This window comes from Saccharopolyspora sp. NPDC002376 (genome assembly GCF_053593195.1).
Genome location: NZ_JBSFBZ010000104.1, coordinates 1 through 12,453 on the forward strand (window position 1 = coordinate 1; position 12,453 = coordinate 12,453).

15 protein-coding genes are annotated in these 12,453 nt (G+C 67.1%); 5 read left to right on the plus strand and 10 right to left on the minus strand.

Annotation, left to right across the window (positions count from 1 at the left end; translation table 11 throughout):
* Positions 1-651 precede the first annotated feature (651 nt).
* Complete coding sequence (locus ACWCO2_RS35915; protein ID WP_450132265.1) at positions 652-1,050, plus strand: RidA family protein; 399 nt, start codon at positions 652-654, stop codon at positions 1,048-1,050.
* A 40-nt stretch (positions 1,051-1,090) separates the two neighbouring features.
* On the opposite strand, the gene ACWCO2_RS35920 is transcribed toward ACWCO2_RS35915, so the two are convergent.
* The 7 genes from ACWCO2_RS35920 to ACWCO2_RS35950 form a co-directional block, all read right to left on the minus strand.
* The gene (locus ACWCO2_RS35920; RefSeq protein ID WP_450132266.1) at positions 1,091-1,471 is read right to left on the minus strand and encodes a response regulator transcription factor; all 381 of its coding nucleotides are present in this window, start codon (positions 1,469-1,471) and stop codon (positions 1,091-1,093) included.
* Positions 1,472-1,564: 93 nt separating this feature from the next.
* Positions 1,565-2,392: an ESX secretion-associated protein EspG gene (locus ACWCO2_RS35925; protein ID WP_450132267.1), complete on the minus strand. Its 828-nt coding sequence runs from the start codon at positions 2,390-2,392 to the stop codon at positions 1,565-1,567.
* Between the two features lie 73 nt (positions 2,393-2,465).
* On the minus strand, positions 2,466-4,046 hold the full coding sequence (locus ACWCO2_RS35930; protein WP_450132268.1) for a PPE domain-containing protein: 1,581 nt from the start codon (positions 4,044-4,046) through the stop codon (positions 2,466-2,468).
* A gap of 13 nt (positions 4,047-4,059) precedes the next feature.
* Positions 4,060-4,581 (minus strand): DUF3558 domain-containing protein, encoded by a 522-nt coding sequence (locus tag ACWCO2_RS35935; RefSeq protein ID WP_450132269.1) that lies wholly within the window; start codon positions 4,579-4,581, stop codon positions 4,060-4,062.
* Complete coding sequence (locus ACWCO2_RS35940; protein ID WP_450132270.1) at positions 4,578-5,030, minus strand: hypothetical protein; 453 nt, start codon at positions 5,028-5,030, stop codon at positions 4,578-4,580. Before ACWCO2_RS35940 ends, ACWCO2_RS35935 begins: the two co-directional genes overlap by 4 nt.
* A gap of 105 nt (positions 5,031-5,135) precedes the next feature.
* Positions 5,136-5,390 carry a DUF397 domain-containing protein gene (locus ACWCO2_RS35945; RefSeq protein ID WP_450132271.1) on the minus strand — a complete coding sequence of 85 codons (255 nt, stop codon included), beginning with the start codon at positions 5,388-5,390 and terminating at the stop codon, positions 5,136-5,138.
* A 16-nt stretch (positions 5,391-5,406) separates the two neighbouring features.
* Complete coding sequence (locus ACWCO2_RS35950; RefSeq protein ID WP_450132272.1) at positions 5,407-6,249, minus strand: helix-turn-helix domain-containing protein; 843 nt, start codon at positions 6,247-6,249, stop codon at positions 5,407-5,409.
* 150 nt (positions 6,250-6,399) lie between these two features.
* On the opposite strand from ACWCO2_RS35950, the gene ACWCO2_RS35955 reads away from it, so the two are divergent.
* From ACWCO2_RS35955 to ACWCO2_RS35970, 4 genes are all read left to right on the plus strand, one after another.
* Positions 6,400-6,663: a hypothetical protein gene (locus tag ACWCO2_RS35955; protein WP_450132273.1), complete on the plus strand. Its 264-nt coding sequence runs from the start codon at positions 6,400-6,402 to the stop codon at positions 6,661-6,663.
* Positions 6,664-6,810: 147 nt separating this feature from the next.
* Positions 6,811-7,428 (plus strand): hypothetical protein, encoded by a 618-nt coding sequence (locus ACWCO2_RS35960; RefSeq protein WP_450132274.1) that lies wholly within the window; start codon positions 6,811-6,813, stop codon positions 7,426-7,428.
* A gap of 128 nt (positions 7,429-7,556) precedes the next feature.
* Entirely contained in the window at positions 7,557-8,003 is a 447-nt protein-coding gene (locus tag ACWCO2_RS35965; protein ID WP_450132275.1) for an RrF2 family transcriptional regulator, read from the plus strand.
* A 91-nt stretch (positions 8,004-8,094) separates the two neighbouring features.
* Positions 8,095-9,459, plus strand: coding sequence for an MFS transporter (locus ACWCO2_RS35970; RefSeq protein WP_450132276.1), 1,365 nt, complete (start codon positions 8,095-8,097; stop codon positions 9,457-9,459).
* Positions 9,460-9,465: 6 nt separating this feature from the next.
* On the opposite strand, the gene ACWCO2_RS35975 is transcribed toward ACWCO2_RS35970, so the two are convergent.
* The 3 genes from ACWCO2_RS35975 to ACWCO2_RS35985 all read right to left on the minus strand — a co-directional run bounded on the left by ACWCO2_RS35975 (position 9,466) and on the right by ACWCO2_RS35985 (position 12,293).
* Positions 9,466-11,133 (minus strand): FAD-binding dehydrogenase, encoded by a 1,668-nt coding sequence (locus ACWCO2_RS35975; protein ID WP_450132277.1) that lies wholly within the window; start codon positions 11,131-11,133, stop codon positions 9,466-9,468.
* Positions 11,130-11,726 (minus strand): TetR/AcrR family transcriptional regulator, encoded by a 597-nt coding sequence (locus tag ACWCO2_RS35980; protein ID WP_450132278.1) that lies wholly within the window; start codon positions 11,724-11,726, stop codon positions 11,130-11,132. The genes ACWCO2_RS35975 and ACWCO2_RS35980 overlap by 4 nt, the downstream gene beginning before the upstream one ends.
* Before the next feature lie 216 nt (positions 11,727-11,942).
* Positions 11,943-12,293 (minus strand): VOC family protein, encoded by a 351-nt coding sequence (locus ACWCO2_RS35985; RefSeq protein ID WP_450132279.1) that lies wholly within the window; start codon positions 12,291-12,293, stop codon positions 11,943-11,945.
* Positions 12,294-12,453: the final 160 nt, after the last annotated feature.

Sequence of the window (12,453 nt, forward strand, 5' to 3'; positions counted from 1 at the left end):
GCCCGAGCTGGAGCGTGCGCACGAGGATTCCGAGGACGTGCGCGACGAGCCGGGCGCCGGCATATTCGATCGCGTTGGTTAGCAGTGTTCGAACACTGCTACGCACTCACGACCCGTCAACACCGGCCGCGGCGGCCCCAGCGGACCGCGTACGTCGCCAGCGCGAATGCCACAGCGGCTTCTAGCAGCAAAACGTCCACATCGGGGCCCCCTCCGGTCGCTTCGTTCGCCTTTCACGGCAATCGTGCGACAGCGGACGTCCGCCAACGAGTGGCCCAATGGACATCATGCGAAAGATTCAGGCCACAGGCAGGTTTGCAGTCCCGGGGTGACCGCGGCCGGTGGAGTCACTGCATGGTCACTGCGAGGAGGAGCAGGCCGACGGCGACCACTCCGACGACGATGATCAGCGCCAGGTTCGAAGTCTTGTTCATGCCCCCACCCTCTCCATCAGTTTCGCCGCGCAACCACCACCTGCACCCATCCAAAACACTCTGAACTGCAAGAACTCCGCTGCGTGCGCCTCCACGAACGGGTGAGTGAGACGCAGCTCGCAGAGCTGTCCCCACAGATGAGGGGGGCGACGGTGGACGCATCCGGGTACTGGGCATCGCGCCCGGAATGTCGGGGGCGTGTGCCAAGCTCCGCGCCATGGACCGGATTTCGCTGCTGCGCCCCGAAGGGCTCGTCAACTCCCCCGCCTTCACCCACGTCGCCGTGGTCCCGCCAGGGGCGACCACCATCTACGTGGGCGGCCAGAACGCCGTCACCGGCGACGGGCGGCTGGTCGGCGAGGGCGACGTCGCAGCGCAGACCCGCCAGGTCATGCGGAACGTCAAGACGGCCCTGGCCGCAGCGGATGCCACCGTCCACGACCTGGTGCAGCTCAACATCGCCCTGGTCGAGGATGCCGACATCAGCGCCGCCTACCCCGTCGCAGCGGAAGAACTCGACGGCGCCGCCCCACTGGTCTTCGCCATGCGAGTCGCCGGCCTCGGCGTCCCCGGAGCCCTCCTCGAAGTCACCGCAGTCGCCGCAGTGACACCGTGAGCACTTCGGGTCGCCATAGCAGCCCGAAGTGCTCACGGGTTCAGAGCAGGCCGGACTTGGCCGCTTTGGTGATGAGTTCGATCCTGTTGCGGGCGTTGAGCTTTCGCATCGCGTTGCGGAGGTAGCCCGTCACCGTGTGGCGGGTCAGGCCGAGTTGTTCGGCGATCTCCGGGTTGGTTCGGCCCGCTGCTGCGTGGCGGAGGACGTCGTACTCGCGTTGGGTCAGGCCGGTTTCGTGGAGGCGGGAGCGCATTCTCGGCGCCGCTCGGTCGTCACGCGGGGGTCGCCGGACCCGCCGCGCCAGGCCGCGCAGCGCAGCCGCGTCGTCGAGCAGGTGGAGGACTTGGGCGTGCTCGTCGATCAGGTGCTCGAACCGCCGTCCGTGTGCGGCTGCGCTTTCCGCGCGATGCTGCTGCGCCACCTGCACCCCCGTGTTGTCCCAGCAGCCGGAATATTACCTGCTGTGCTGGGACTTTCACGATCCACTGTGCACTGTGAGCGTCCGCACAGCGGACTACTTGCCGCCTCGCGCCGAAGCGATCAGCTGGTCGATCTTCGTGCCGATCGCCCGGGCGTCCGCGGGCGCGAGCACGCAGAGCTGTTCGCCGGACGAGCCGCGTTCGCGGTAGTCGAGGTAGCGGCCGTCGGGTTCTGCATTGTCGAACCAGCGCAGCACTTCCGACCGGCGCACGCGCCCGTGCTGGTCGCGCATGTTGGCCGCGATCTGCCCACCGCGCACGTGCTCGGCCTGCCCGATCTCCTGGTAGGCCGCGACCTGCCGGTCACCGCTGCTGCCGCGCGACTCCGTGACCTCCTGCATCAGGCTGTCCGGCGTTTCCTCGGCCGGCGCCTGCGGGCGGAACGAGTCCACCGGCACCCGGACCACACCCCGGTTTCCGGGCGGCGCGGGCGGGAACGTGGGCAGCAGAACCTGCGGCAACGGCGCTTTGTCGTGCACCTCAACGATCAGCGGACCACCGTAGCGCTCGGTCTCGCCCGGCCCCTGCACGCCGAGCACGACGCGCTGACCTTCGGTGATCGCGGCGACCGTGCGCCAGGTGTGATCGCTCTCGAAGTTCGGGAACCACAGCGAGTCGACCCACAGGTACGGCTTGGTGAGCACCTTCAGCGCCTGCGCCAAGCCCGGCTCGACCTCGTTGTTGACGAGGATGCCCAGCGTCTCCATGGTGGGCGCTTCGCGCTGCGCCACCTCGCCGAGCTGCTGGAGGGTGCGGCCGTAGGCCTGCCCTTCCAGCGGCAGCGTCAGGTCGTCGAGTTCGAGGTACCGGCGCACCAAGTACAGGTGCAGCGGATGCAGTTGCCAGCGGCCGACGAGGGCCACGCGTCCTCCCCCAGAAGTTCCCGCGAGCGGCGATGGCGGTCGTTACGACCACCGCCACTCACGAACGGTTTGATCAGGCGCCGAAAACAGGCGGCGCGGTCTTGGGCATGTCATCGAGCCAGACGTCGTCCTGCTCTTCGAGCCAGCTGGGCCGATCGTGCTCCTGGTCCTCACTGCCCTGCCCGCCGCCACGACCAGCACCACCAGCAGCACCACCAGCGCCCATGCCGCCACGACCGCCGGCACCCGCACCACCAGCAGCACCAGCGGCTCCGCCACCAGCACCAACGCCAGCAGCACCGCCTGCGCCGAGCGCCCCAGCACCAGCACGACCACCGGCACCGAGACCACCAGTGCCAGCACCGGCACCAGCACCCGCGCCGAGCCGACCAGCACCCATGCCACCGGGCTTACCGCCGCCGGCACCACCGGCACCACCTGCGCCGACGCCGCCGGGACCACGGCCCATGCCAGCTCCACCAGCACCGCCGCCACCCGGCCCCATGCCCGGGCCGGGCATGAATCCCATGCCGCCACCGGTGGGATCACCACCCGTACCGCGGCCGATACCGGGAGTACCAGGCAGCCCGCCGTACTGACCGCCCGGACCATTCGGATTACTCGGCGTCCACGCCGAGCCGGTCCCAGCCGGAGTAGTGCCCGAACCGACACCACTCCCGATACCGCTGCCGCCCGGGCCACCGCCGTGTGTGCCGCCGTAGGTGCCGCTGCCACCAGGAATGTTCCCGCCGCTGGGGCTGACGCCCGAGGGGTCGCCTCCGCCGGTGCGAGGCGGCGCGACGTTCGGCGGGTGGACCGGCGGCGGTGGTGGAGGAGGCGGTGGCGGTGGCGGAGTCGCAGGCTCCCCGTCGAGGCCACGGAACGCCGGAACAGAACTGTCCACATTGGAGTAGGTGGGCGTCAGAACACGCCCCATGGTCTCCTGAGCAGCCCGCTCAGCCTGCTGCCGCTCCTTCATCTGAGCGACGGCGTCGGCCCCACCAGCAACAGGACTGGCCAAGCTCACCGCAAAGCTGCGCCCGTAGTGCTGCCCCTCAGGCTCAGGCACCATCAGCTTGGCCTGCCCAGCAGCAGACCCAGCTTCCTCAATCTTGTTACCAGTAGCCTGAAAAGCGTCGCCGCTATCAGACATCCACTGAATCAGCGGTTCAGAGGACTGGTTGGCCGCGTCAGCAGCCTCACCTTCCCAACCACCTTGAATCGCAGAACCGGCGTCCTGCTGCAGTTCCGGACCAAGCTGTCGGAGTTGCTCAGCGATCTTCCGCCAACCATCGGCAGCCTGACCAGTCTTTTCCTGGCTCAGGCTCTGGTTCTTGTCGTAGATCTCCTGGTGGCCGTAGGCCTCCCAGTTCTCTTGCTGGGTGATCGAAGTGGGGTCGACGTCCATCCCGCTCGTAAGAGAACGGTTCTGGCGTTCAAGATCCGCGCGCAGCGCCGCGTTGTCCTTCTGCGCTTGCTCGGCAGCCTCCTGCCGGGCCGTCTCGGCACGAGAGTCGTAACCGAACAGGTCAGCCCCAACGTCGTAGGCCTTACCAGCCGTTTCCGCAACGGCGTTGCCCACGTTCTTGACGCCGTCGACTACAGCGCCTCCGACCGAACTGCTGACGTCGCCAGCCCACTCCCAAAACCCCATCAGTTCCCCCAGGTCACTTCGGCATTCTCGGCGCGATCTTCTCGGCGACCTTCAAAGCCTCGCCGCACTCGTCAAGACCTTTGTCACGGAATTCTTGCAAGGTCAGATCAATCACACCGCCGCCTGCATCGAACATCACCGAGCAGATTCGCGACTGCGTCGACCCCTTCGCAATGGTGCTCGCAGCAGGGCGACCGTCAACCTCGAGTCGATCGAACTTTGCCCAGGTGTCCTGCTGGCCGTACTTCTCAACCGTCATGTCCTGCTTCTTGAAGAACGTCGCGCCAAACGGCTGACCAGTGAAGGAACAGGCCGGCTCACCGGTGCTTCCAGTCTCAGGCTCGCCGGGCCCTTCAAAGCCAAACGACTCAAGCTCTTCTGGAGTCAGCAACGTGCACGGGTCGATCTTGGCGAGCCCCTGCGGCTCGGATTTGACGGGGGGATCCCCCTCGGAACTCGGACCACCACAGCCCGCCACCGCAAGGGCCGCCGCAACGGCACATGCAGCAAATACGGTTCGAGACGACGTCTTCACGCTTGGCTACCCCTTTGCATGTCCTCACCGATCTGCTCGTCGGTAGCAACGTAGTCCTTCGCCGCTTCCCGGAAGAGGTCCGCCTTCCTGATCAACTCTTCACTGAGTTTCGTCAGCAGGTCAGCAGCACCTGTCTCACCGTTAAATGCCTTCTGGCCGAACTTCCCCGCAAGTTCTTGCGCAGAGTTGTACTCCCCGAAACCTTCGACCTTCTGGAGATCGTTGGCCTGTCGGGAAAGCTTCTGGATCTCTTGCGCCTTCCGCTCGTACACGTCTGCGGCCTTGTTGGCGGCTTCAGGGTTCATCTTGAGCTGACCGGACGAGATCTGCTGCCCCAGCTTGTCGTTCTCGCCCTTGATCGCGTCCAGCCTCGCGCCAGCGCCAGCGAAGCCCATGGCGGCGCCGCCAATCGCCCCGCCCAGGTCACCCGACATCTGCGCGTCCGCCATCCGTAGCCCCCTCCGGCACCGATCGATCGACCGAAGGTGAAGCTAACGAATCAGACAAGCCGCCCGCAGCGAAACCCGAAAGATGATCACGTGATTGTCAGCACGTCACCCGTTCAGACCAGCGAGGAACGACGTCCACCTGGCCCGCGAGAACACCAGCACCGGCCCACCGGGATCCTTCGAGTCCCGAGCCGCCACGACTCCATCACCGCCAGCGACCTCAACGCAGTTCCCTGTGGCCGTGCTGTAGCTGCTCTTGCCCCATTCCGCGAGCGTCTGCCGGTCAACGTGGGCCACCTCGACGCAGTCAGCGCCGTTGTCGCTGTAGCTGGACTTTCGCCACACCACGCAGCCAGACATAGCCAGCAGCCTTTCCCTATCCGGCTAGGCGAGCCTTGATCGCCTCCGCCGAGGCATCCTCGGACAGCGCAGACGACGCTAGCCGTTCAGCCGAACGAATGTAAGCGGCCACCTGGTCCTGATCCTGGATGTAAACAGCACCGTCCGGGATCTCGACATAGCCGATCGACTGCGCATCCGGAAAGCGCAGCACCATGAAACTTCCGTTGAGCCCAGCGTGCGGCCCCACCGAGGTGGGCAACACCCGGAGATCGATGTTGTCCTGCATCGACAGGTCGAGCAGATGCTGAAGCTGCCCGCACATGACCTCTCGATCACCGATCGGCCGGTCCAGCACGGACTCCTCGAGCACGATCTTCAACTGGAGCGGCGCCTCATCGACCAATCTGCGCTGACGAGCCATGCGGAAGCTCACCAGACGCTCGTTGTGGTCGGGGCGAACACGAGCACTCGTCATCGTCAGCGCCGCAGCGTACGCCTCGGTCTGCATCAACCCCGGCACGATCAGCGCTTGGTACGCGAACAGCGACTCCGCTATTCCTTCCAGCCCGATGTAGGTCTTGAGCCAGTCGGGCAGAACATCCACCCAAGGGGCCCACCAGGTCTTCTGATTCGACCTACCAGAAAGAGAGTTCAGCCGTTCGATCTCCCAATTCGGCGCGCCGTAGAACTTCAGCAGACCCACAACCTCGTCAGGCTGCGGGAAGTAGCGCCCGGTCTCTAGATGCGTGATCTTGCCCGGCGAACAGCCGATCGCCCGAGCTGCCGCGGCGCTGGTCTCGCCCGCCCGGATCCGGAAGTTGCGCAGCTCGACGCCGACGAGCCATCGCAGAGCCGAGGGGTCTTGCCGGTCCACCATGGACAACCTCCTGACAAGTCACGAATCCACGATCAGTCTGCACCCCGACCAGCACTGAGACGATCAAGAGCACCTGATCGAGTTATCGCCCTCCATAAATGTTTACGACACCATTTCCAGTGTCATGACCTGGATCACAGGGAGGTTGTTATGTCGGGATTGCCGCCGTGGAGCCGGGAGGAGTTCATGTCCGCCCTTGAAGAGCTCGCTCGGGAGAATGCTCCTCGAGTGTTCGCGTTGTGCGAGGAGGTTGGCGACCAGCAGGACGGGCACGTCGAGTACTGGGGCATGGCCTTCGAAGAAGGCGCCGACGTCGTCAGCGCTTCCGGTCAACTGCGCGCCAGCTTCCAGTCCCCCGAAGCCGCGCTGCACCGCTTGTCGCGGCGCGCGAACCTGCACCTCGTCTGGGTTTGACCGCTCCAGGATCACGCGTGGCCGTCACGCCCACGACGGCCACGCTCGATCCGCACTTGCATTCCCCTGCCCAAGGCTTGGCCCGCTGCGGTCCGTGATGGTTTTCACATCAGGCAACCGTTTGGGTTCGACCCCAGTCTCATCACAGTGATCCGCCACCACTCCCGCCGTCGGGCAGTCCAGTTCGGACTGCTGGCCACCATCGCTGCGACCGCGCTCACCGCCTGCGGTGGTTCCGAGCCGGAGAGTCCGCGTCCGACTTCGTCGGCCGAGGCTCCCACCAGCGCTGCACCTGTCGAGACTCCGCCGGCGACTCCTCCTGGCACGACGCTCAACGTCGGCGACCGGGCCGTCATCCCCTACGACGACGGCCTCAACAAGGGCACTCTCGCGCTCACCGTGACCGCAGTCGAGGTCGGTGACAAGGCCTACTTCGAGCAGAACTTCGGCGACGACGCTAAGGACGCCACGCCGTACTACATCCGCTACACGCTGGAGAACCTCGGCGGCACCGACCTGGGCGGCAAGAACGGGCCGCGGCTGGCCGGGCTGCTAGCCGACGGGACCACCACCGGGACGTTCATCACCGGCGACACCCCCGACTGCAGCAACCGCACCTCTCCCGGCAACTTCGACAAGGTCGGGGCGAAGTACGAGAACTGCACGCTGGACGCCGCGGGCAGCGGCGACGAGGTCGTCGCGGCGCGCTACAACGGCGGCGACTACGACGAGAAGCCGATCATCTGGCGCATCCCTGGCAAGTGATCAGCGGTCGTGAGTGCGAAAACCGGTTCCAGCCGGTCTGAGCACTCACGCCCCCTCCACTGCGCGCACCAGATTGACACCTGATCGAACTGCAACTACGTTCGTTGCAGTTCGAGAGGAAGGGCGAAGTGGGGCTCAGCAGCAGGAGTGCGGTCGCCATCCACGCGCTCACCATGTTGGCGCGCTGGAGCGACAAGTCGCTGACCTCCGCGGAGATCGCCGACAGCCTCGCGAGCAATCCGGTCCTGGTGCGGCGCATCCTCGGCAGCTTGCGGGACGCGGACCTGGTGCAATCCACCGAGGGACGCGGCGGCGGCTGGATCCTGGCGCGCACCGCACGCGAGATCACGCTCCACGACGCGTACACCGCCGTCGAGGCCGGGCCGGTCCTGTCGCGGCTCCCCCACCCGCCCAGCGACGCGTGCGAGGTCGGGCGCAACATGCAGGCACTGCTCGAAGCGGAGTTCCAGGACGCGGAGCGGGCGATGAAGGAACGGCTCAGCCGGACGACCATCGCCGACCTGGTCCAGCAGGTGCTGGCCATCGAACGCAAGATCGGACGACCAGCTCGATAACCGAGCAACGGCGGAGGCACACCCTCCGCCCTTTTCACACCCAAACTGCAACCACATTGGTTGCGGTAAAGCCCGCAGGAGGCACCGCTCAATGACACCCACGATCGAACGGACCAGCTCGGGGGTGGGACTGCTGGCAGTCCTCCTGCCGGCTCTGCTCGTCACGGTCATCGCCAGCGACATGGTCAACCTCATGCTCCCGTCGATCGGCGCGGAGTTCGGGGCCTCCGAAGCCGAACTCGCTTGGGTCGTCACGGGCTTCCTGCTGGTGTTCGCGGTCGGAATCCCCTTCTACGGGCGCACTTCCGACCGGGTGGGCCTGCGGCAGCTGTTCACCTTCGCCCTGCTGGCCTACGCGACCGGAAGCCTGATCTGCGCGCTCGCACCGGATCTGCTCGTCCTCGTGCTCGGACGGATCGTCATGGGGATCGGTGCAGCGGCGATACCAGTGCTCTCGATGGTCGCCATCACCCGGCTGATCCCGGCGGACCGGCGCGGAATGGGGATCGGCGTCCTCTCCGCGGCGGCCGGCGTCGGCGCCGCCGCCGGACCGGCGCTGGGCGGTGGGATCGGCCAGTTCCTCGGTTGGCGCGCGCTGTTCTGGGTCATGGTCGTGGCCGTGTTGGTGCTGCTTCCCGCGGCGCGGCGCGTGCTGCCGGGCGAAGCTCCGGAAGGCGCGAGCCGGTTCGACCTGCTCGGCGGAATCTTCCTGGGCATAGGGGCCGGGCTCCTGCTCTTCGGCGCGACCCAAGCGCAGGTCGCCGGTCTCGCCGCACCCTCGTCGTGGGGCAGCTTCCTAGTAGCCGCCGCGGCGATCGCGCTCTTCGGCTGGCGCATCGCACGCGTTGCGAACCCGTTCGTCCCGCCCGCGCTGTTCGCCAACCGCGTCTACCGGATCGCCGTCCTCGTCGTGTTCCTGGCCATGTCCGTCAACCTCGGCGGCCTGGTCTTCGTGCCGCTGCTGATCGTCGACGTCTACGGCCTGGAACCGGGAACCGGCGCGCTGGTCATGATCCCGGCCGGGCTCGCCGTCGCCGTCCTCTCACCGCTGATCGGCCGTCTCGCCGACCGCATCGGCACGAGGCCGCTCGTGCTGGTGGGCCTCGTGATCATGGCGGTGTCCGCGCTGTTCCTCGCCACCGCAACGGCGTCGGTGGTGCCGATCGCGACCGGGATCCTCGGGTTGAGCGTCGGTTTCATCCTCGTGCTCGCCCCGATCATCAGCGCTGCGGCGAGCGCCCTGCCGTCCGAGCAGGTTGGGATCGGCCTCGGGATCCTCCAGGGCGCCCAGTTCCTCGGCGCCGGCACCGGACCCGCCCTGTTCGGCGTGCTGGTGGCCGCGCGGCAGCAAACCGCCGGAGCCACAGCAGCATTCTCCGAGGTCTTCTTGGTGATGGCGGTGGTCCTCGTACTCGCCATGATCACCGCGTTCCGGATGCACCCCCGCGTCCCGTGACGCGCTCTAGAGGCTCCGGGCCAGGGCTCGTCCTGCGGCTCGGCCGGAGAAGATGCAGCCGCCGAGGAAGGTTCCTTCCAGCGCGTTGTAACCGTGCACTCCGCCACCGCCGAAGCCGGCCACCTCGCCCGCCGCGTACAGGCCGGGCAGCGGAGCGCCGTCCGGACCGATCACCTGCGAGTCCAGGTTCGTCTGCACTCCGCCGAGGGTTTTGCGGGTCAGGACGTTCAGCCGGACCGCGATCAACGGGCCGTGCGAGGGGTCGAGGATGCGGTGCGGCTTGGCCACCCGCGACACCCGGTCACCGAGGTAGCGGCGCGCGTTGGCCACCGCCATCAGCTGGAAGTCCTTGGCGTACTTCTGCGTGACCTCGCGGTCCCGCGCGACGATCTGCTGCTTGATGACGTCGTGGTCGAGACGCGGGCCGCGGGCGATCGCGTTCATGCCGTCCACGAGTTCGCGCAGGTTGTCCGCGACGACGAAGTCCACACCCTTGTTCTTGAACGCGTCCACCGGGCCCGGCGCGCCCTTCGCGAGACGGCTGGCGAGGGTGAACTTGAGGTCCTTGCCGGTGATGTCCGGATTCTGCTCGGATCCGGAGAGGCTGAACTCCTTCTCCAGAATCGACTGGGTGAGCACGAACCACGAGTAGTCGTAGCCGGTGGCCAGGATTTCCTTCATGGTCCGGTTGGTGTCGAAGCCGGGGAAGTTCGGCGCGGCCATCCGCTTGCCGGTCGCGTCGAACCACAGCGACGACGGGCCGGGGATGATCCGGATCGCGTGGTCCGGCCAGATCGGGTCCCAGTTGTGGATTCCCTCGGTGTAGTGCCACATCCGGTCGCGGTTGACGATGCGCCCGCCGGCGGACTCGGTGATCCCGATCATCCGGCCGTCCACGTGTGCGGGAACGCCGGAGATCATCGTCTCCGGGCACGGCCCCATCCGCTCCACCGGCCAGTTCGCCCGGATCAGCTCGTGGTTGTGCCCGATCCCGCCCGAAGAGACAACGACGGCCTTCGCCCGCAGCTCGAAATCGCCCACCGCATCACGCGATGACGCCACCCCGCGGTCGGCCTCGGACGGCTCCAGCACGGTGCCGCGCACACCCACCACCACGCCGTCCTCAACGACGAGCTCGTCAACCTGGTGGCGGAACTCGAACCGGACCAGGCCGCGCTTCTCCGCAGCCAGAACCGGTTCGGCGAACACCCGGACCACCTCGGGACCGGTTCCCCAGGTGAGGTGGAAGCGGGGCACCGAGTTGCCGTGCCCACCCGCGACCCCGCCACCTCGCTCGGCCCAGCCGACCAGCGGAGTCAGCCGAAGCCCGAGGTTGTGCAGGTAGTCGCGCTTCTCGGTGGCCGCGAAGTGCACGTACGCGCGTGCCCACTCGCGGGCCCAGTGGTCCTCGTCGTCGCGGTCGAAACCGGCCGAACCGAGCCAGTCCTGCATCGCCAGCTCGTAGGAGTCCCGCACCCCCAGCCGTCGCTGCTCCGGGCTGTTGACCAGGAACAACCCGCCGAGCGACCAGAACGCCTGCCCGCCCAGGTTGGCGCGGTTCTCCTGATCGACGACGACCACCCGGCGGCCGGCCTGAACCAGCTCGTAGGTCGCTACCAGCCCGGCCAGCCCAGCTCCGACCACGATCACGTCAGGTTCGGTGTCCACGTTCATCCCTCCACGCTGTAGGCCAGCACGACCCGCTCGAACAGCTCGATCCGGCGCTGCCGCACGGCCGGATCGTCGGGTTCCATCAAGCACTGCACTGCGGTTCCGTCGTGCACGGCGATCAGCGCCTGCCCGAGCGCGACCGGATCCGGGGCCCGCCGCCCGATCCGGTTGAGCAGCGCCTCGACCCCGGGCACGATCGCCGCCGCGATCGCTTCCTCGCGGGCAACCACGACCCGCCGCAACGCCGGATTCCGCAGCGCGTGCGCGCTGAACTCGGCGGTGATCCGGTACCAGTCGTCGTCCACAGGCGTGGCTTCGAGCAACCGCTCGACGGCCGACCGGACGTCCTCGACCCCGGCCGTCCGCTCGGCATCAACCGCCGCCCCGACCTCGGCGAGCATCCGCTGCGAATGCTGCTCCCACATCGCGAGGAACAGCTCCTCCAGCGAAGCGAAGTTGGAGTAGAAAGCACCACGCGTGTACCCGGCCCGATCGCAGACCTGCTCGATCGTCGACCTGCCGAACCCCTCGGCGGCGAACACGACCAGCGCGGCGTCGAGCAACCGCTGCCGGGTCTGCCCCCGCCGTCTGGTCACCCGCCCCTGCCCAACCACCGCGGAACCTCCCGAAAACCGGATACACGACCGTATCGGATGCGCGGACGTATCGAAAGTCCTCGGAGCAGCGACGCTGCGGCGGATCCGCTACCAGTGATGCGAAGCGCCCCGCAACGTCGTCCGCGTGCGGGGCGCTTCTCGAGGTCGTCAGTTTTGCCTAGAACTGAGACTTGCCGTGACCGTTCCCGGGCACGTTCAGGGCAGGTGGGCTAGCACGTTGATGACTGCGCCGGTGGCGTCTTCGACGAAGAAGCGGCGTACGCCCCAAGGCTCGTTCGTCAGCGGGTAGACGATGCGCAGGCCTCGGCGTTGCGCTTCGGCGTGGGCCGCGTCGACTGCTGATGGTTCGCCGACGTCGATTCCGAAGCGGGGTTGGGGGTTCTCCATGCCCGGCGGCGAGATGATGAGCTGTGCCGAGGGGTTTTCCGGCGACCGCAGGCAGAGGACCGGGTCCTCCATCGCGACCTCGAGCCCGAGCACGTCGACGTAGAAGTCCTTCGCCGCGACGGCATCGCCGGCGAGGTAGGGAATGATTCGGTTGACCATCACCCCATCCTCGCCGCCCCGCTCCCCCACCGCCTTGTACGAATGGAAGCCGCCGCGAGATAGGGGTCAGTTTTGCCTAATACTGCAACGGCAGTTCGATTGGTTCGTTGTGGATCATGGTTGTTGTGGTGGTTGATGTTGCTGTTGGGGAGTTGGATGG